The sequence below is a fragment of the Pseudomonas californiensis genome, from assembly GCF_021147775.1.
Lineage (GTDB): Bacteria > Pseudomonadota > Gammaproteobacteria > Pseudomonadales > Pseudomonadaceae > Aquipseudomonas > Aquipseudomonas californiensis.
In genome coordinates, this window is sequence record NZ_JAGTPK010000031.1 from 43,643 (window position 1) to 61,936 (window position 18,294).

Consider the following 18,294-nt stretch of genomic DNA (forward strand, 5'->3'; position numbering starts at 1 on the left):
GACAGGAGAAAACAAATGGAACAGACATGGCGCTGGTTTGGCCCCAAAGACCCGATCTCCCTGGCAGACGTACGCCAGACCGGTGCGACCGGTATCGTCACTGCGCTTCACGAGATTCCCAATGGCGATGTCTGGCCGGTAGAGGCCATCGCGGCGCGCAAGCAACTGATCGAGGCCTCGGGCTTGAGCTGGTCGGTGGTGGAAAGCATCCCGGTGCACGAGGACATCAAGCGCGGCTGCGGACGGCGTGACGAGTACATTGCCAACTACCAGCAAAGCGTGCGTAATCTGGCGAGCTGCGGCATCGATATCGTGTGCTACAACTTCATGCCTGTACTGGACTGGACCCGCACTGACCTGGCCTGGGAATTGGCGGATGGCGGTTGGGCGCTGCGTTTTGATCAAACCGCGTTTGCCGCGTTCGACCTGTTCATTCTCAAGCGCCCGCAGGCAGAGGCCGAGTACAGCGCCGAGGACATTCAGCACGCCAAAGCCTACTTCGAGCAGCTCACGCCCGCCCAGAGCGAAACCCTGGTCAATACCTTGATTGCCGGTTTACCCGGCGCAGAGGAGCACTACAGCCTGGACGACTTCCGGGCCTTGTTGCGCACCTACGCAGACATCGACGAAGCCCGGCTGCGTGAACACTTGGGGTATTTTCTGCGCGCGGTGGTGCCGGTTGCAGAGGAAGTGGGCGTGCGCATGGCTATTCACCCGGACGATCCACCCCGGGCGCTGCTCGGTTTGCCGCGTATCCTGTCCACCGCTGAAGACGCTCAATGGTTGCTGGACGCAGCCCCAAGCCCGGCCAATGGCCTGACGTTCTGCACCGGGTCCTACGGCGTACGTGAAGACAACGATCTGGTAGCGATGGCCAAGCACTTTGCGCCGTTCATCTACTTCACGCACCTGCGTTCAACCCGGCGTGAAGCCGACCCGCGCAGCTTCCACGAAGCCCACCATCTGGACGGCGACGTCGACATGGTCGGGGTCATCGGGGCGTTGGTGGCAGAGGAGCGCAGACGTGAGCGAGAAGGGGGACCGCGCCTGCCGCTGCGCCCGGACCATGGGCACCAGCTGCTTGACGACCAGCACCGTAAAAGCAATCCCGGCTATTCGTTGTTCGGTCGCCTCAAGGGCCTGGCAGAAATCCGCGGTGTCGAATTGGCGGTGCGTCAACAGTTGGGCTGATGTTTGAAGACTGGGCAAGTAGCGGCGGATAACCCGTTTGCTACTTGCGCTGCCCAAGGGCCGGGATTTCTTCTGGCTCCAGCGCTTTCAGCCAACGTTTTTCCGAACGGCTCAAATGCTGGCGCATCGCGGTTTGTGCGCCGATAAGGTCCTTGTTGGCCACGGCGTGAAGTATCGCTTCATGCTCGATGACTGCGGCCTCCCAGGTCGAAGCGTTCTCCGAGTGTTTGCTGAGGTGAGCCGAAATCGGGTCGTGTCGTTCATCAAAGAGCCCGGTGATGATCCGGACCAGGGCGCAGTTGCCACTCATTTTAGCCAGGCGATGGTGAAACCTGCGGTCATCCTCCAGCGGCGGCAAGCCTTTTGCGAGGGCGGCGCGCATCGCATCAATGCACTCTTGAAGATAGCGATAGTCGCTTTTTTTACCATGCAGACAGGCCAGGGATACCGACTCACCTTCGATCAAGGCGCGGGCTTGCATCAGTTCCGAGGGGCTTTCGCCCAGAGTTACCGTGTGGTTCTTCCCGTCGCTGGCCATGGCCCGCACGTACACGCCCGAGCCCATCCTGATTTCAACACCGCCTTCTATCTCCAGGGCAATAAGTGCCTCGCGAAGCGAGGGCCTGGAAACACCGAGCAATTGCGTCAAATCGCGCTCCGGGGGAAGCCTGGAGCCGGGCTTGAAGTCACCCTTCGAAATGTAATCGCGAAGTTGATCGGCGATTTTCTGGTACGGCTTGCGCTCGGTGGTGTGTGTCGGTGAGGCCATGGGTAACGGGTCCATCGGATAGTCCGCGAAGGCTACCACAGCCGTATCGAGCGGCTATGCGTTTCACATCACCGCGCCTATCTGCCACGGCACGAACTCGTTGTCACCCAAGCCGTTTTCTTCACTGCATGTGCGTCGTCCGGAAGCGGCGTCCAGCATCAGTCGGAACAGTCGTTCACCTGATTCAGCCACTGACTCTACGCCGTCGACGATACCTCCGGCGTTGAAGTCCATATCCAGCTCCATGCGCTGGAACAGACGGGTGTTGGTGGCGATCTTCAAGGATGGCGTGGGCTTGCACCCGTAGGTCGAGCCACGACCTGTGGTAAAGCAGATGAGATTTGCACCTCCGGCAACCTGTCCCGTGGCCGACACGGGGTCGTAGCCAGGCGTGTCCATGAACACCAGTCCCTGGGTGTCGACAGTTTCAGCGTAGCGATAGACACCCATCAGCCCGGTGGTCCCGGCTTTGGCGACAGCGCCAAGGGACTTTTCCAGAATGGTGGTGATGCCGCCGGCCTTGTTGCCCGGCGAGGGATTGTTGTTCATGTCTCCGTCGTTGTGACGCACATAAGTTTCCCACCAGCGGATACGCGCCATCAACTTCGCCGAAACTTCAGCTGACGCGGCGCGTGCCGTCAACAGGTGTTCAGCACCGTAGATTTCTGGCGTTTCTGAAAGAATTGCGCTGCCGCCATGCTTCACCAGCAGGTCTACCGCAGCCCCGAGTGCCGGGTTCGCGGTGATGCCGGAGTAACCGTCCGAGCCGCCGCATTGCAACCCCACGCTCAGATGGCTGGCTGAAACGGTTCTGCGCCGGAAACTGTTGATGACGGGCAGCATGTCTTCGATATGTGCGATGCCTCGCTGTACCGCTTCGCGAGTACCGCCGGCTTCCTGAATGACCAGGCTGGCCTTGAGCACGGCGGGGCGGTCGCCGAGTTCATTCATCAGAGGCGTCAGTTGGTTGACCTCGCAGCCCAGGCCGATCAACAGCACACCGGCGAAGTTGGCGTGATTCGCGTAGCCGCGCAAGGTCCGTTTGAGGATCTCGATGCCTTCACCCTGGGCTCCCATGCCACAGCCGCTGCCATGGGTGATGGCGACCACTCCGTCGACATGGGGAAAGTCTCTCAGACGCTCGGAAGAGAAGGCGTTGGCGATGTGTTTGCAGACGGTTGCGGAGCAGTTGACGCTGGAAATGACCCCGATGTAATTGCGTGTTCCGCCCCGTCCGTCCTCGCGGACAAACCCTTCGAAGGTTACGGGTTCCGGGCTGAGCACAGTGGGCGTGTAAACGTTGTGAACCGTGTGCTTGGAGCTGGTCGGGGGCATGTCCAGGTTGTGTACGTGGACGTAATCGCCCGGTTCGATGCTCTGTGTCGCCACACCTATGGTCTGACCGTACTTGAGAACCTGTTGACCCGCCGTTACCGCGCGCAGGGCGATCTTGTGCCCGGACGGAATCTGCTGCTTGGCAACCAGCGTAATGCCGTCGGCGCTGAGGCGCTGTCCTGCGGCAATATCGTCTCGGGCCACGGCGACATCGTCACCGGGTGTCAAGACCAGCAAAGTTTGCGCATCGCTCATGACGCTTCTCCTAACATTCGATGATTGCCTTGACGACGCCTTGTTTCGGGTCGAGCAAGGTGGTGAACGAGCGGGCAACATCGCTGAGCGTCAGGCGGTGGGTATTGAGCGCAGCGTCCGGAATCAATCCGTTGCGCAAGCACTCTTCGACAAAACGGAAGTCTTCTTTTGTGGCGTTACGGCTCCCCATCAAGGTGGCTTCCCGCTTGTGAAACTCAGGGTCGGAGAAGGTGATGGAGTCCCTGACCACCGAAATCATCACATAGGTCCCGCCATGCGCGATGAACTCGAACCCGCGCTCCATGGCGCGGGCATTGCCGGTGGCATCAAACACCACGTCGAAAAAATCACCGTCCGTGAGCTCCGCCAGCCTCTCCTTGTCGGCTTCGCCGATTTTCACCGCCGCATGAATCTTCAGGTGTTCCTTACAGAACGACAGGCGATCGTCACGGGTATCCAGAACGGTGACTTTCGCTCCTCGCAGGCTGGCGAAAATCGCTGCTGCCATGCCGATCGGGCCTGTGCCGACCACGAGCGCATGTTGATTCGCCTGGATATTCGAACGGCGCACCGCGTGAGCACCGATTGATAGAAATTCGATCATCGCGGCCTGATCAAGGGACACACCCACTGCCTTGTGCACGAACTCATGGGGAATGCTCAGGTATTCGGTAAAGGCACCGTCGCAGTGAACGCCCAACACGCGAATACGGGTGCAGCAGTTGGTCTTGCCCTGGCGGCAAGCAATGCAGGTCCCACAGGAAAGATAGGGCATCACGTAGACGACATCACCAATGTTCAGGTCGCTGGCACTGTCGGTTTCTTCTACAAGCCCGGAGAACTCATGGCCCATCACGCGCGGGTATTCAAGGTAGGGCTGATTGCCGGTGAAAATATGCAGGTCGGTGCCGCAAACCCCGACACGCTTGATACGGATGAGGACTTCTCCCGCCATTCGTACAGGTTTTTCAGTCTCGACGGCGGTTAAAGAACCAGGTTCGTCACAGATGACAGTCAGCATGTTGAGGCTCCTTGGCGGGGGCGCGGGCGACGGACGTCGACAAGTGGAAGAGGGCACCGAGCGCCCGGCTGGCGGGGAAATTTACTCATTCTGATGATCTCTTTTTGTTTTAGGCGGACAGGTGCCCGCTCGGTTGATCGTTGCCCGAAAAGCTACGCACCGAGCGCAATATTGGAAAGACCAATTTATATAAAAATAGATTGGACTGACCAATGTGAGTTTCTGGAAGCCGCTTTTGCTTTCAGACCACCGAGCATGAGGTGAGGGGGCAAGCAGGCAAGGGAGAGTGGTTTTCTGCTTTTCAGCTGCGCTTGCTGAGGGGGCTGGATTTTCGAGCCCGTTTCACGGCCTGGCGCGGGTCCCTGAATGCTGACACATGTTCAGCCATGTCCGGGCCCGCGACACGAGCCCGGCGAAGTACACGCTTTAGCCCGTCAAGACCAGTGACATGTCCGGGTACCTGGCGCAGATGAAATCGACGAACGCACGAACCTTGGGCGCCGCGAGGCGCCTGGAGGTGTGCAGCACCCAGAGCGCGGGCTCTGCTCCCAGCACCGCACCCCACTGAACCAGTTCGCCACGCGCCAACTGATTCCAGGCGATGGATTGCGGAATGAGGGCCGCTCCACCGCCTGCGATAGCGGCATCGCGGACCATCAGCAGCGAGGAGAACTGCATTTTCGGGATCGGTTCGACGATCAGCTTGCCCCCATCAAGATTCCACCGGGTGGGCTGAAAGGTCGACGTGACGATACTCGGGACGGGCCGGATCGCGCCGGGCAGGGGCCTGGGTATTTCAGGCGCAGCCACCACGACCAGGCGGTCCTTGGCAAAACAGCGTCCGACCAGGTTGCTGTCCGGGCCGGGGTTCATTCGGATGGCGATGTCGAACTTTTCCTCCACCAGATCCACCATGCGATCTTCCGCGACGACTTCAATCACAACGTCCGGGTAGGCGATACAGAACTCAGCCCCGATTCGGCCCATCGCCAGTTGGGAGAACAACACCGGGGCCGCGACGCGCAAGCGTCCTCGAGGCGCCGAAACGCCCTCGCGAGCGGTTGTCATCGCTTCCGCGACCTCACTCAGCGGGCCCTCGGTTCGAGACATCAGGAGTTCGCCAGCCTCGGTGAGCTTCAAACCGCGAGCGCTGCGTTCGATCAGCCGGACGCCCAGTTGTTCTTCAAGGTCGGCAATCCGGCGCGACAAGGTGGCCTTGGACACACCGCTCGCACGGCTTGCCTTCCCCAGGCCTTCATTGGAGGCGACGAGGATAAAGTCGATCAGCGCGTTCAGGTTCATGGTGTTCCATTTTTGAAACGATGTGTCTGGATTTTGGAGTCTTCGTTTTTTATCTGCAACAGAATACTTTCTCGTCATCGACACTTGATCCGAGGCACTCCGATGAGCACCCTTCACCGCGCAGTATTGATCAGCCGTTATGGCGGCGCTGACGCAGCACACATCGCCAGCATCGAAACGCCAGCACCTGGGCAAGGCCAAGTCAGGGTCAAGGTCCGCGCAGCCGGCGTGAACGGCATCGACTGGAAGGTCCGCGAAGGTCATGTTCGCAATGCTTTTCCGCTTCAACTGCCCATTGTGCTGGGTGCCGAAATGGCCGGGGTGGTGGACGCCGTCGGGCCTGGCGCCTCTCGTTTCCGTGTGGGTGACCGCGTCATGGGCGCTGTGGGCGGGCTGGGCGCGTACGCTGAGTTCGTGACCGTCGGCGAGGCCAGCCTGGCCCCCACGCCTGATGATTTGAGCGATGTTAAAGCTGCCGCCATGCCGGTAGCCGCAGTCGCCGCGTGGAACAGTCTTCATCACGCAGGCCCCATCACGCCAGGCCAGCGAATCCTGGTTCACGGTGCGGCAGGTGGGCTGGGTGCCTATGTGGTGCAATACGCCAGACAGGCAGGCGCCGAGGTATTCGCGACTGCGAGCGCTGCCGATCTGGACTATGTACGCAGTCTGGGTGCCCACCAGGTCATCGACTATCAGACCCAACGTTTCGAGGACGTCCTTGAGAACATCGATCTGGTTCTCGATTACGTGGGCGGTGAGGTGCTTGATCGCTCCTGGCAGGTGCTTGCCGAAGACGGCGTCATTATCGGAACGTCATCACCCGACATCCTGGCCCGGACCCCGGCGAATCGCCGCAGTCTGTGGTTCATGAACAAACCTGACCCCGAACTCCTGGAGCGGCTGGCCAAGGCTGTCGCCAGCGGCACGCTGACATCCAGGATCGGCAACGTGGTCGATTTCGCGGATATCCCCCAGGCAATCGAACGCAACCGGACCGTTTCACACACGGGCAAGGTCGTGGCGGACTTCACCCGCTGATCATCACACATCCCTCTCACATCCATCCGAAATCCATTGCAGGAGTTTCACCATGAGCATTCTCGTTATTGGTGCCACGGGCACTATTGGTTCACTGATTACCCAGGGCCTTTCAAAGGCCGGTGCGCAGGTCAAAGCCCTGGTGCGTCAAACGGGCAAGCGAGACTTCCCCGCAGGCGTCACTGAAGTTGTGGCAGACCTCACCGATGTCGCTTCCCTGCGTACCGCGCTGTCGTCGGTCCGCACGTTGTTTCTGATCAATGCCGTTACCCCTGATGAAGTGACCCAGGCGCTGATCACGCTGAACCTCGCCCAGGAGGCCGGTATCGAGACGCATCGTCTATCTGTCGGTGATTCATGCTGACAAATTCACCAATGTGCCGCACTTCACCGGCAAGCATACGGTTGAACGCATGATCGAAACCCTCGATATCCCGGCGACAGTTCTGCGTCCGGCGTATTTCATGCAAAACGAGCACATGGTCCTGCAGACGATCCAGAACTACTCGGTGTACCCGATGCCCATCGGCGCAGCGGGCGTTTCGATGATCGATGCGCGTGACATTGCCGATGTTGCCGTGGCCGAACTGCTGCGCCGCGACAAGGCACTTTCGGCGCTTGAACGTGTGACCCTGGAACTGGTGGGCCCGCAACCGCTTACCGGTGCGTCAGTCGCCAGGATCTGGAGCGCGGCTTTGGGGCGCGAGATCGCCTATGGCGGTGATGATATCGCGGCGTTCGAAGGGCAGCTGGCTGCCTACGGCCCCAATTGGCTGGCGTATGACATGCGCCTGATGATGGCAGGTATCCAGAAGTTCGGCATGCAGGCCGCTGACGGAACCGTGGCTCGGCTTGAGGCCATCGTGGGCCACCCGCTGCGCACCTATGAAGCGTTCGTGAACGAGTCGCTTGCCACGGTTTGAACCGTCGCAGGGCAGGGGGCGCTCCGGTTTTGCGGGTGACCGCCGCTCCCTGAAGCCCGCTTGTCGTCCAGCTTTCAACCCTCTCACTTTCAACCCTCTCAAGAGTACAGCGTCATGAGCAGTCAGACGGTCACGCAGGACCCCGCACGGAGCAAGACTATCCGCTACACCTCCCTGGCATTACGTCTGTTGGCGGCAGTGGCTTTTCTGGCCGCTGGCGGCGCCAAACTTGCCGGTATACCGATGATGGTCGAGATCTTTGAACACATTGGTCTGGGCCAATGGTTCCGCATCTTCACCGGGCTGGTCGAAGTCAGCGCGGCCATTGCGTTGCTGATTCCTTACAGCGCTGGCCTGGCGGGGCTGCTGCTGGCGATCACCATGGCATGCGCCGTTTTCACTCACGTGTTCGTGATTGGCGGCAGTCCCGCACCGGGAATCCTGTTAGGGGTGATTACGGCAAGCATTGCCTGGCTCAATCGCGCCGGTCTCTTGACGCTCATCCGCCCAACGCATGCCTGACGCCAGGGAATCGAAATCATGAAGACGTCTTCAGCGCACCTCGGTACCGATTTGCCCCGTCGCATTACGCAGCACACACGGGAACAGCGGGTCACGGCCCCATCACCCGCCTCATGAGTCCCTCTGATCTGGGGCAGTTGCTCAAGCCCTTTGTGTTCCTGGATATCTTCGATGCCAGCGGGGACGCTGTTCGTGCGATGGAAAACATGCATCTGCATCCTCACTCCGGGATAGCGACCATCACGGTGTTTACCCAAGGTCGTGTGCGCTACAGCGATCCGGACAATGGGCAAGGGACGCTGGGTTACGGCGGAGTCGAGTGGATGCGTGCAGCGGGTGGCGTCTGGCACGGCAAGGAACTGAGTGCAGATGATGTGCCTCGTATTCAGGGCTTTCAGCTGTGGATCACGTTACCGGCCGAGCTTGAAAACAGTGAACCTGAAAGTCGCTATATCGAGTCGGTGGGCGCCCAGAAGGGCCAGCCCGCTCAGGTCATTCTGGGTACCTATCGCGGCGTACAAAGCCCGGTTCCTGCACCTGAAGGGGTCAACTACCTGCTGGTCACGTTAACGCCCGGAGAACGCTGGGTGTATGAGCCGCCTGCCGGTCATACGGTGGCATGGCTTGCGCTGGCCAACGGGGCGCTGCAGGGCGACGGGATTATTCAGTCCGGCGAACTGGTGAGTTTCGATTCAAGCGAGTCCCCCATCGTATTGCAGGCTTGCAGGCTTGCAGGCTTGCAGGCTTGCGGGCAGGAGGACGCGGTGTTCGTGCTCGGTTCGGCAGTGCCTCATCCACACGATCTGCACATGGGGTACTACTCGGTGCATACCAGTGAGCAGGCGTTGGAGCAGGGTGAGCGTCGCATCGCTGAACTGGGCAAAAAGCTGAAAGCCGCCGGAGATCGCCGCACCGCAAGCGGCACCATTCCAGTGTTTCGCTGATGCGCGCAGCGGGCGCCTTTCAGCCGCCCGCTTGATCTCAAACGTCAGCCTTGCGTCTATTTGAAATATTTGTCCACGTAACCCTGGATTTCCTTGCGCATGAACCGCCCGGAGTCGTCGGCACGTTCTTCCCAGCCGAACACGCACGCAGTGACGATGCCGTCGAAGCCGGTCTTGGCCAGCGAGCCGAAGAACAGGTCCCAGTCGATTTCACCCTGATGCATGTCCATGTGCTGATGCACCGTCACTTTTGCGCCCGGCGGGTTGACGATATAGCGCAGGCCTGACGACGCCTTGTGGTTGTAGGTGTCGGCGATGTGGACGTGGGCAATCATCGAGCCGGCATCGGCGATCATCTGTGCCATGTCGTCACCGAAGTAAAAGGTGTGCGGTGTGCAGTACAGGAATTTGACATGGTCCGAACCGATGGTCTTGAGCATGTCCAGCGCCGGATGCAGGGTCTCGCACCAGTCTTCGGGGTGCGGCTCGACATTGAGCGTGACGCCTTCTTTTTCAAGCACAGGCACCAGTTCTTCCATGGAGCGCCACCACGCGGCTTCGCTGGACTCATGGGTATGAGAGCCGCCGCAGCAGCTGACCTTGTGCCCGCGATCAGGCGACGGGCCACGGCCGAACTCTGAATTCATCGTGGTGCAGCCCATTTCCACGGCAATCTGGATCGCTTCTTTCCAGTAATTCACGGCGGCGCGACGTTCATCCTCATGGGGGCTGGCCCAACGGTACATCGGCAGCAATGAGGCGAGCTGCACATGATGGTCGCGCAGGGCTTTCTTGAATTCGGCGATACGCTCCTTGTGAGCGCGCGGACGCACCCACCAGGGCAGGAAGTCGTCTCGGGGCGACAGCTCAATGTATTCGTAACCGAGTTCGGCCGTTTTGCGGCACAGCTCTGGCAGGCTCAAGTGGCGATGCATGTAGGGGTCGAGGGCTATTTTCATTGTTGTTCTCCTGGCACGTTACGGTTGCCGTGAAGGCGTGGGTTCCAAGGAATGGAGATGCGGATCACGGTCGAAAGGGGTTCAGTACGCCACCCAGGCGCAATCGTTGTCGGCAGACTGCACGCAGCGTTCGACCCAACGGACACCTTCGACGCCTGCGTCGATGCCGGGGTAACGGATATTGCGCAGCGCCTGATCGTCCTTGCGATCGCACGCATCCATGGCCAGGGCGAACCGGTAATAGAGATTGGCCCAGGCTTCGAACAACCCCTCAGGATGGCCACCGCCGATGCGATCATCGACCCGCGCATTCGCGTGCAGGTAACCCATGCCACGCTCGAAGATCTGCGCGGGTTGCCCCTGTATTTCAACGCTCAGTTGATTGGGGCGCTCATCCCACCATTCGAGGCTCGCTTTTGAACCGATGACCCGGATTTTCTGGCCATGCATCGAGCCTGCGTTGACCGCGCTCGACCACACCATGCCCATCGCACCCCCTTCGTATTCCATCAGGGTGTAAGCGTTGTCTTCCAGTGGCGCGCGGCTGGCGACGAAACTTTGTCGACTGCACATCAGTCGTTTGATCCTGAGGTCTGGCAGCATCACTTCTGACAGGTACAGCGGATGCGTTCCGACATCACCCAGCACATAGCTGGGCCCGGCTTGCCGTGGGTCGACGCGCCATTGTGTCGCCTGGCTTTGCGCCTCGACCGCAGCACTGTGGAAGCCGTGGGCGAACTGCATGTGCACCATGCGGATCTCGCCCAGCGCACCGTCCGCGATCATCTCGCGTGCCTGCTCAATCAACTGATGCCCGGCATAACCGTAGGTCACGCCTACCACACGGTTGTTTTGCCTGGCCAGCTCACGCAGGGTTTCGGCTTGCTCGACAGTGAAGCACAAAGGTTTTTCACAGACGACGTGCAGTCCGGCTTCAAGCGCCGCTTTGGTAATCGCGTAATGGGTGCCATTGGGAGTGGCAATCGAGACGGCCTGGATGCCGTCCGGGCGCTGAGCTTCCTGCTCGAACAGGCTCAGGTAATCGGCGTAACAGCGTTCAGGATCGAGCCCCAGTTGCCCGCCGAATTCGCTGCCACGCACCGGATCGATGTCGAATGCGCCTGCCACCAGGGCGAACGTGTTGTCGCGCAATGCTGCGCAACGATGGATGTAGCCGATCTGGCTTTGGCTGCCGCCGCCCACCATGGCCCAGCGAATCGGTTGTGCAATGCGTTTGCTGCCGTTGATCATGTTGATTACCTCGTGCGGATCAGAATCCGACTTCTGCAAGGTAGGTGCGACTGGACCTGACATCTTCCAGGCTGCCGTTGGCGTTGCGCGGGTCACGTTCCTGTTCGACGGTGATGTACCCCTCATATCCGAGGTTCTGAATAAGGCGATACAAGCCCGGATAATCGATCACGCCGCGGCCGATAGGGCACATGACACCTTGGCCACAGGCGTCGAAAAACCTGATGCGCTCGTTCATCACACGGTCAAAGACGCGTTGATCGATGTCTTTGAAATGGATGTAGTCCAGCCGATGCGCGTAAGCCCGTAACGAGGCTGCCGGGTCCATGCCGGCGTAATAGAGGTGGCCGGTGTCCAGGCACAGGCCTGCGACCGGGTCCGGGATGTCTTCGACCAACCGTGCGAGTTCGTCGGCAAACTCGATGTAACCGCCCGCATGGGGGTGGATCACGGGCCGAATGCCGTATTCATTCCAGGCAATGTCACTGATCGCACGGATGTGGCCCATCATCGTGTCCCAGGTTGCGTCATCAAGACGCTGGGCCCGATCAGAGTGGCCCGCTGCGTAGTCACGCGCTTCGTGGCCCCAATCGATGATGACCAGATAAGGCCCTGCATAACGCTGTCCGGATTCCTTTTCGATGGCTGGCAGCTGTTTCAACAGAGCGCAGATGTCGTGGGCCTGACGGAGGAGGGACGGCAGGTTTGCAGGCGTTACCAGGTCGTCGAAAATGGTGCCTGCGACAACGTGCAGACGATTATCAGCGAGAGCAGTGCTGACGACGCCGGCATCCAGCGGAAGGTAGCCATAAGGGCCCAGCTCGATGCCGCGATACCCCGCCTGTGCGGCTTCGCCGAGCACGTTACGCCAGGGCGGCAAGAAAGGGTTTCTCACATCGTCAACGCCCCAGCAGCAGGGTGCTGTGGAGATATGGATGGTCATGGGTGCACTCCAGCTTTTTTGTTATTGATGAGCGTTCAGCACAGGGTCGATGCTATTTCAGTCGTACGGAGCACGGCAACGGGGGGATGGTCAACTCTGTCAAAACCCTTCATTATCAAAAAAAGGGATGTCAAAACATGTCAGAAACGCCTCGTCGAAAATTCCGCCCGACCATGGCGGATGTCGCTCGCGAAGCGGGCGTCAGCCTGTCTACGGTCGACCGGGTGCTGAACCTGCGAGCCGACGTGCGCACCGACACTGCGCATCGGATCGCGATGGCGGCGGCACGCCTTGGTTTTCATGCAAAAGGGGTGATCGAACAGCGCGTTCTCAATGACAAACCCACGGTTCGTCTGGGCTTTCTGTTGCAGAAGAGCGGCGTGGCGTTCTATCAAGGTCTGGCAAAGGCGCTCTCCAACGCTGCGGCGACCTTCACCCAGGCGCGTGTCCGTGTGGTGATCGGCTATCTGGATGATCTGGACCCGGCAACGGTGGCTCAGCGCGTTTTGGTGCTGGGTGAACAGGTCGATGGCATTGGGATGGTGGCGGTTGATCATCCGCGCGTACGTGAAGCCATCGCTCGCCTGAAAGCCACCGGTGTTCCTGTGGTCCCGCTGATTTCAGAACTGGCCGGTTCCTCTGGCACCGCGTTCGTCGGTGTCGACAGCCGACTGATGGGCCGTACCGCCGGGTGGTTCGTCACCCGGCTGGCCAAGCAGCCCGGCTCTGCCGCCGTGATGGTCAGCAGTCAGCGTTTCCAGTGTCAGGAGCTGTGTGAGCTGAGTTTTCGCAGTTACCTGTCCAGTCATTCCCCCGAGTGGGAGTTGCTGGCGTCACGCCTGACGCTTGAAGACGATGATTTCGCCTACGGCAACGCGCGTGACTTGCTGAGTGGCGAACCGGATCTGTCCGCGTTGTATGTGGCCGGTGGCGGAGTTGCAGGCGTATTGCGTGCCCTGCGTGAGCTTCAACAGCAGCAGGTCAGGCTGCCGGTGGTGGTGTGTCACGACTTGACGCCGCTGACCCGGGAAGCGCTGAAAACCGACCTGGTGCAGGCGGTGCTGTCGCATCCCGTCATCACGGTGGCGGAGGAGGCGGTGAAGGCTCTGGTTGCAGCGGTCGCTGAGCCCGATCTGGTCGCGAGGGTCATCGTGCCCGTCCAGATCGATGTCAGCGAAAGCATTTGAAACCGACAGGTGAGCAGGGCGCGCCTGAGTCGTTCGTGCGCACCTGTGTCAGGCCGGATGTTCAGGCGTCGAACGAAGGATGTCGATGGACTTCCTTGCCGGCCAGCAGGGTCAGCAACACTTGGGTTTGCCCCTATTTCACAGGGCGGGATGTTGAACAGATCACGGTCGAGCACGATCAAATCCGCATATTTGCCGACACTGAGGCTACCGGTGCAGGCCTCGCGCCAGACAGCGTGCGCGGCATTGACGGTGTAACCCTTTACCGCGTCCTCAATGCTGATCCGGTGCTGTGGCGTATGCGCAGGCCCGTCACCTTTGCTGTGTTCGCTCTGGCGCGTGACGGCGCACTGCATGATCTGGAAAGGGTCATAGGTGCTCACCCCCCAGTCGCTGCTCAGCATGCAGGTGGCGCCCTGACGGATGAGCGCTCCGATGGGGTAGATCCATTCGCCCCGATCCGGGCCGAGCATGGCATTCACCAGCGGATCCAGTTCGGGGTTTGGCTGCGCCCACAATGTCTGGAAGTTGGCCAGGATCCCGAGTGCCTTGAACCGGGGAATGTCGGCAGGATCCACCACCTGAAGATGTGCCAGCTGGTGCCGGGCATTCCATCGACCGTTTTGATGTTGCGCGTGTTCGATGCCATCTATTGCAGAGCGCACAGCGCGGTCGCCAATGGTATGGACATGCAACTGGAAGCCCGCGTGGTCCAGTGCCGTGAAGCATTCGTTGATCTGTGCCTGGCTGAACATCAGCTCAGCATGGCTGCCGTCATCGCTGCGTGCATCGAGCAACGCAGCAGTACCGTTTTCGAGCACACCGTCGAGGAAAAACTTGGCCGAGTGCAGCGAAACCCAGTCGCCCTGGTAGGTGTTCCTCAATGAAATCAATTCCTCGACCTGTTCGGCCAATGGCTTGTGGGCGAAAATCTTCGCCGTACCGCAAACGCGCAGGCTCAGGTCACCACGCTCATGGGCGGTCAGGTAGTTCTGCATCAGATTGCGATTGACCATCGCATCCAGCACCCCGGTGATACCGCGGCGGTTGAAGTCCTTGCTGTATTGCTTCATGGCCCTTAGATAATCATCTTCGGTGTAGGGCGGCGCAAAACGGCTCATTGCCCATATGGCATCTTCGCTCAGCCAGCCTTTCGGGCTGCCGTCGTCCAGGCGCAGGTAGCGGCCGTTATCGGGCTCCGGGCTACCTGGCACAACACCCGCCGCTGCAAATGCGGCGCTGTTGGCCCAGCCGTTGTGGTAGTCATTGGCGAAGATAAGCGCAGGACGGTTGCCGGTGACGCTGTCCAGCAGCTCCTTGGTCAGTTGTTGCGGGTTGAAACGAGAGGAGGAGAAACCGACCCCTCGGATCCACTGCTTGTGTGGGTTCTCGTCTGCGAACGCCTTGATCACACCCAGCATGTCTTCGATACGTTCAACGTCGTACAGCAACGCGCTGTGGTAGAAGTCCGCGCTGCTGAGTTGAAAGTGCACGTGGGTATCCTGCAAACCCGGCAACATCATCCGACCTCCGGCATCAAGGCACCGCGTGCGTGCACCCGCAAAATGGCGGATGTGGTCATGACTGCCCACGGCCAAAATACGACCGTTTTGCACCGCGATGGCCTCGGCCATGGGCGTTCGCTCGTCCATCGTATGGATTCTGGCGTTGGTGATAATCAACTCGGCGATTGGCGACATAGAGGCTCCTTTCAACATGTGGCGCCGAAGGCCCGATCAGTTCGACGCGTTGGGTCTGGCTTCGGGGCCTGATCGGCAACAGATGACGCAGGACAGCACTCCGTCATCGGTTGCGCAGGGCAGGCGGGTTCTGATGGGCCGGGACTTTTGACTCAGGCCTTGCAAGCCCCGGTAACCGGCTTGGCGGCGAACCTGTCCTTGATCCACGCCGTCACATCTGCGAGTGATGTCTGAAGCATCCCGACATGGTCGCCCGGGTAGGAGCGCAGCACGAGCGCGTTACCGGCCGCACAGGCCTTTCTGGCCTGAGTTTCGATCACAGCCGGCGGTGTGGCGGCATCGCTGGCGCCAATCGCAACCAGCAGCGAACCTGCGATGGGCTTGTTACCCACCTGGTTGATCGCGAAAAAATCAGACACGTAGGGCTGGCTGGCCCAGTCCTGCTTCAACACACTGCCCGGTTTGACGTGTGCGAATGCAGCTTGCGCATAGAAGTAGCAGCCCTTGTTGACCAGATCGTCATACCGTCCAGCTGCCTCAGCAGTCAGCATTGTGTTGATGTCAAATCGTGGGAACTGCTGTTTGATTGCACGTGCCATGTAGACGGGATAGAACAATGCACCCGGTTGACTCGCGTTATCCTCAAGCAATGCGGCTCCGCCCACCGCTGGCGCGAGGGCCACGGCAGCCAGGTAGTTCGGGTCCTTGCGGGAGGCTTGCTGCTCGGCAACGCCCCACACGGCCTGACCGCCTTGTGAATGGCCTATCGCGACCCATTTTCGGGTCACGCCTGTGACCGCCTTCTGAGCCGCAGGCACCGCGTTGATCACGTCGGTGGCATTGACGATCTTGTTCATGTACGCGTGGCCGCCCTCGGTGGCCAGGCCTGCGTAGTCGACGGCCAGTACGGCAAAGCCCTGAGCCAACAGAGGCATGACGTTGTAACCCGCGTCGAACGAGTTGGACGCACCGCACATTTTCCCGACACCCATGGTGCCGTGAGCCCAGACCACCAGCGGGAAACCTCCTTTGGGTGCGGTTCCTGCGGGCTTGATGAGCACCGCTGACGCGACGGTCGGGCTCTGGTAAAGGTCGTTGGACCAGTAAAGAATTCGGGTGGCTGAGGCGCCCTTGGGAATGTGGTAGTTATCGGCCGGTTCTGAACGGATCAACTGGCCTGGTACGCCCGGTGCACCCGTGGGTGTGTCCCAGAAGTGGCCACTCGGAATAAACAGTGAGGATTCGAATTTGACGGCGTCCTCTACGCTTTCGATTGGCGGTGGCCCTGCAAAGGCAGTGCAAAGCCAGAACGAAGTCACCAGTGTTGCGAACGAAGCCGACAGCGGAAGATATCGAGTCATGATGGGCTCACGAATAAAGAATAAAGGGAGTTTGATGAGCGGTCGATGGGCTCAAAATGAATGCGCGAGGCGGACAGCTGCCGTATAACCCTGCGAACGGTTTTCGGCGTCGAATTCCTTGTAGATATGAAACCAGACGGGAAGGTTGCCCGGTTTGAAGTAAGAGATGGCAGGGCCGACAGCCAGGACTTTGGCGCGGTTGCCGTTCTCAAGACTGGCGGCGTTATCGTCGCTGATCTGATGGTAGTAATAACCACCGAGCCCCACGGTCCAGTCACTGGCGTGTTGCCCTATTGCAAACTCATGTCGGTACTCGACACCGGATTTATAATCGGTATCAGGGTTGCGGGTGTTGAAGTCGAGTTGAAAGCTGGATGAAACTTCCAGTCCGTGCTCTGAAATCCAGGTGCCATTTAGAATCGGTGAAAAGGTCCAGTGATTGACCCCACTGTTCATGAAGCGGTTTTTATCATAGTCACCGGTGGGCGCCTGGATTTGCAGTTGCGCATTGATCCCTGCATTAGGCGCTACGTGCCATTGAAGCATGACCGGTAATAGTTGTAAGTCAGCCTGCCTGAAAAGGTCCGAGTGGGTTTCGAACACCGTCTGCCCACCGGCATTGACTTTCAAGTCACCGTTCATTTTAAAGAAAGGCGCCACGGCCCCAAAACCATAGTTGGCACCCAGAAAGGTCGCGTCTGTCATGCGCAGGTAGGCCAGCGAGAAGGACAGTACGCTGACCGAGATGTCATTGCCGGTGTCTTTTCCGCGACCGTCCTTCTGCAACGTGGTTTTATAGAAAGCGGATCGACCGGCAATCGTACCGTTGGGCGTGGGAGGGGGTAGAAAGCCGGCCCCGAAGTCATACACGCCATACGCGGTAGTTGGAACGCCACTTTCGATTGCCTGCGAAGTGCTGCCCCATAATGTAAAGGACAGCACGACGGCGGCCCGAGCACTCGTGCGAATATTCATGGTGGGTTACCTGTAAAATTTATTATTGTTCTTCTTTCGCTGCGGAGGGTGTCCGCGTAACTTCGTTACTGGCGAAGAAGCGCGTGTGCAAAAGGTATTTTGGCAGTCGCTTCTTAATAGGTTGTTGTGCAGGTCGCCTTGTATCAAGGTCTTCTTTGGAAGTGCAGTGAAACTATAAAAGTTCGTGAGTTGATCCGCTGTTCGTAATGTTTAATACCGTCTTCAATCAGCGTTTTGTTTGTGTGCAAGGCGTGGTTATAGTACAAGAGAAAAGAACGCCGTGAAGGCTGTCCTTGCTCACAATGCTTTTTCCAAAACGGAAATACTATGGATAAATTGGGTGCGTTCAGCACATTTTTGGCCGTTGCTGACAGTGGCAGTTTCAGCCGCGCCGCCAAACAGCTGGGGAAGACGCCATCGGCGATTACAAAAAACATCAACCACCTTGAAGAGGAACTGGGCGTCAAGCTTCTGGTGCGCAGCACCCACCATACAACCTTGACGGACGCCGGTTTTATTGTAAGCGCTCCATAAACCCCACTTGGCTAAAGATAGGTAAAGCGCTTAGCTGTGAAGTCGAGGTTCGCAGTTCCACGGCAGCAAGGCTTCGTAATCCTC

14 protein-coding genes and 3 pseudogenes are annotated in these 18,294 nt (G+C 59.3%); 7 read left to right on the top strand and 10 right to left on the bottom strand.

The window, feature by feature from the left end; genetic code table 11:
- Positions 1–15 precede the first annotated feature (15 nt).
- The gene (uxuA, locus tag KDX37_RS22855; RefSeq protein WP_231655290.1) at positions 16–1,191 is read left to right on the top strand and encodes a mannonate dehydratase; all 1,176 of its coding nucleotides are present in this window, start codon (positions 16–18) and stop codon (positions 1,189–1,191) included.
- A 40-nt stretch (positions 1,192–1,231) separates the two neighbouring features.
- Here the strand turns inward: uxuA and KDX37_RS22860 are convergent, their stop codons facing one another.
- From KDX37_RS22860 to KDX37_RS22875, 4 genes are all read right to left on the bottom strand, one after another.
- Positions 1,232–1,960, bottom strand: a complete 729-nt coding sequence (locus KDX37_RS22860; RefSeq protein WP_231655291.1) for a FadR/GntR family transcriptional regulator — start codon at positions 1,958–1,960, stop codon at positions 1,232–1,234.
- A 63-nt stretch (positions 1,961–2,023) separates the two neighbouring features.
- The gene (locus KDX37_RS22865) at positions 2,024–3,550 is read right to left on the bottom strand and encodes a UxaA family hydrolase (RefSeq protein WP_231655292.1); all 1,527 of its coding nucleotides are present in this window, start codon (positions 3,548–3,550) and stop codon (positions 2,024–2,026) included.
- Between the two features lie 10 nt (positions 3,551–3,560).
- Positions 3,561–4,571 (bottom strand): zinc-binding alcohol dehydrogenase family protein, encoded by a 1,011-nt coding sequence (locus tag KDX37_RS22870; RefSeq protein ID WP_231655293.1) that lies wholly within the window; start codon positions 4,569–4,571, stop codon positions 3,561–3,563.
- 426 nt (positions 4,572–4,997) lie between these two features.
- Positions 4,998–5,873, bottom strand: a complete 876-nt coding sequence (locus KDX37_RS22875; protein WP_231655294.1) for a LysR family transcriptional regulator — start codon at positions 5,871–5,873, stop codon at positions 4,998–5,000.
- Between the two features lie 102 nt (positions 5,874–5,975).
- On the opposite strand from KDX37_RS22875, the gene KDX37_RS22880 reads away from it, so the two are divergent.
- From KDX37_RS22880 to KDX37_RS22895, 4 genes and pseudogenes are all read left to right on the top strand, one after another.
- Positions 5,976–6,911 (top strand): NADP-dependent oxidoreductase, encoded by a 936-nt coding sequence (locus tag KDX37_RS22880; protein ID WP_231655295.1) that lies wholly within the window; start codon positions 5,976–5,978, stop codon positions 6,909–6,911.
- A 52-nt stretch (positions 6,912–6,963) separates the two neighbouring features.
- Positions 6,964–7,834: pseudogene (locus tag KDX37_RS22885) on the top strand (NmrA/HSCARG family protein).
- 114 nt (positions 7,835–7,948) lie between these two features.
- Complete coding sequence (locus KDX37_RS22890; protein WP_231655296.1) at positions 7,949–8,356, top strand: DoxX family protein; 408 nt, start codon at positions 7,949–7,951, stop codon at positions 8,354–8,356.
- A 113-nt stretch (positions 8,357–8,469) separates the two neighbouring features.
- Complete coding sequence (locus tag KDX37_RS22895) at positions 8,470–9,300, top strand: pirin family protein (protein ID WP_231655297.1); 831 nt, start codon at positions 8,470–8,472, stop codon at positions 9,298–9,300.
- Between the two features lie 56 nt (positions 9,301–9,356).
- On the opposite strand, the gene KDX37_RS22900 is transcribed toward KDX37_RS22895, so the two are convergent.
- The 3 genes from KDX37_RS22900 to KDX37_RS22910 form a co-directional block, all read right to left on the bottom strand.
- Positions 9,357–10,259 (bottom strand): sugar phosphate isomerase/epimerase family protein, encoded by a 903-nt coding sequence (locus KDX37_RS22900; protein WP_231655298.1) that lies wholly within the window; start codon positions 10,257–10,259, stop codon positions 9,357–9,359.
- Positions 10,260–10,340: 81 nt separating this feature from the next.
- Complete coding sequence (locus KDX37_RS22905; RefSeq protein WP_231655299.1) at positions 10,341–11,510, bottom strand: Gfo/Idh/MocA family protein; 1,170 nt, start codon at positions 11,508–11,510, stop codon at positions 10,341–10,343.
- Between the two features lie 19 nt (positions 11,511–11,529).
- Entirely contained in the window at positions 11,530–12,453 is a 924-nt protein-coding gene (locus tag KDX37_RS22910; protein ID WP_231655300.1) for a TIM barrel protein, read from the bottom strand.
- A 137-nt stretch (positions 12,454–12,590) separates the two neighbouring features.
- On the opposite strand from KDX37_RS22910, the gene KDX37_RS22915 reads away from it, so the two are divergent.
- Entirely contained in the window at positions 12,591–13,640 is a 1,050-nt protein-coding gene (locus tag KDX37_RS22915) for a LacI family DNA-binding transcriptional regulator (protein ID WP_231655301.1), read from the top strand.
- A 149-nt stretch (positions 13,641–13,789) separates the two neighbouring features.
- On the opposite strand, the pseudogene KDX37_RS22920 reads toward KDX37_RS22915, so the two are convergent.
- From KDX37_RS22920 to KDX37_RS22930, 3 genes and pseudogenes are all read right to left on the bottom strand, one after another.
- Positions 13,790–15,358, bottom strand: a pseudogene (locus KDX37_RS22920) (amidohydrolase); the annotation flags it as partial.
- A 134-nt stretch (positions 15,359–15,492) separates the two neighbouring features.
- A complete protein-coding gene (locus KDX37_RS22925) occupies positions 15,493–16,701 on the bottom strand; it encodes an alpha/beta hydrolase (RefSeq protein ID WP_231655302.1) in 1,209 nt (402 codons plus the stop codon).
- Between the two features lie 51 nt (positions 16,702–16,752).
- Positions 16,753–17,676 carry a SphA family protein gene (locus KDX37_RS22930; RefSeq protein ID WP_231655303.1) on the bottom strand — a complete coding sequence of 308 codons (924 nt, stop codon included), beginning with the start codon at positions 17,674–17,676 and terminating at the stop codon, positions 16,753–16,755.
- 327 nt (positions 17,677–18,003) lie between these two features.
- On the opposite strand from KDX37_RS22930, the pseudogene KDX37_RS22935 reads away from it, so the two are divergent.
- A pseudogene (locus tag KDX37_RS22935) lies at positions 18,004–18,189 on the top strand (LysR family transcriptional regulator); the annotation flags it as partial.
- Positions 18,190–18,294: the final 105 nt, after the last annotated feature.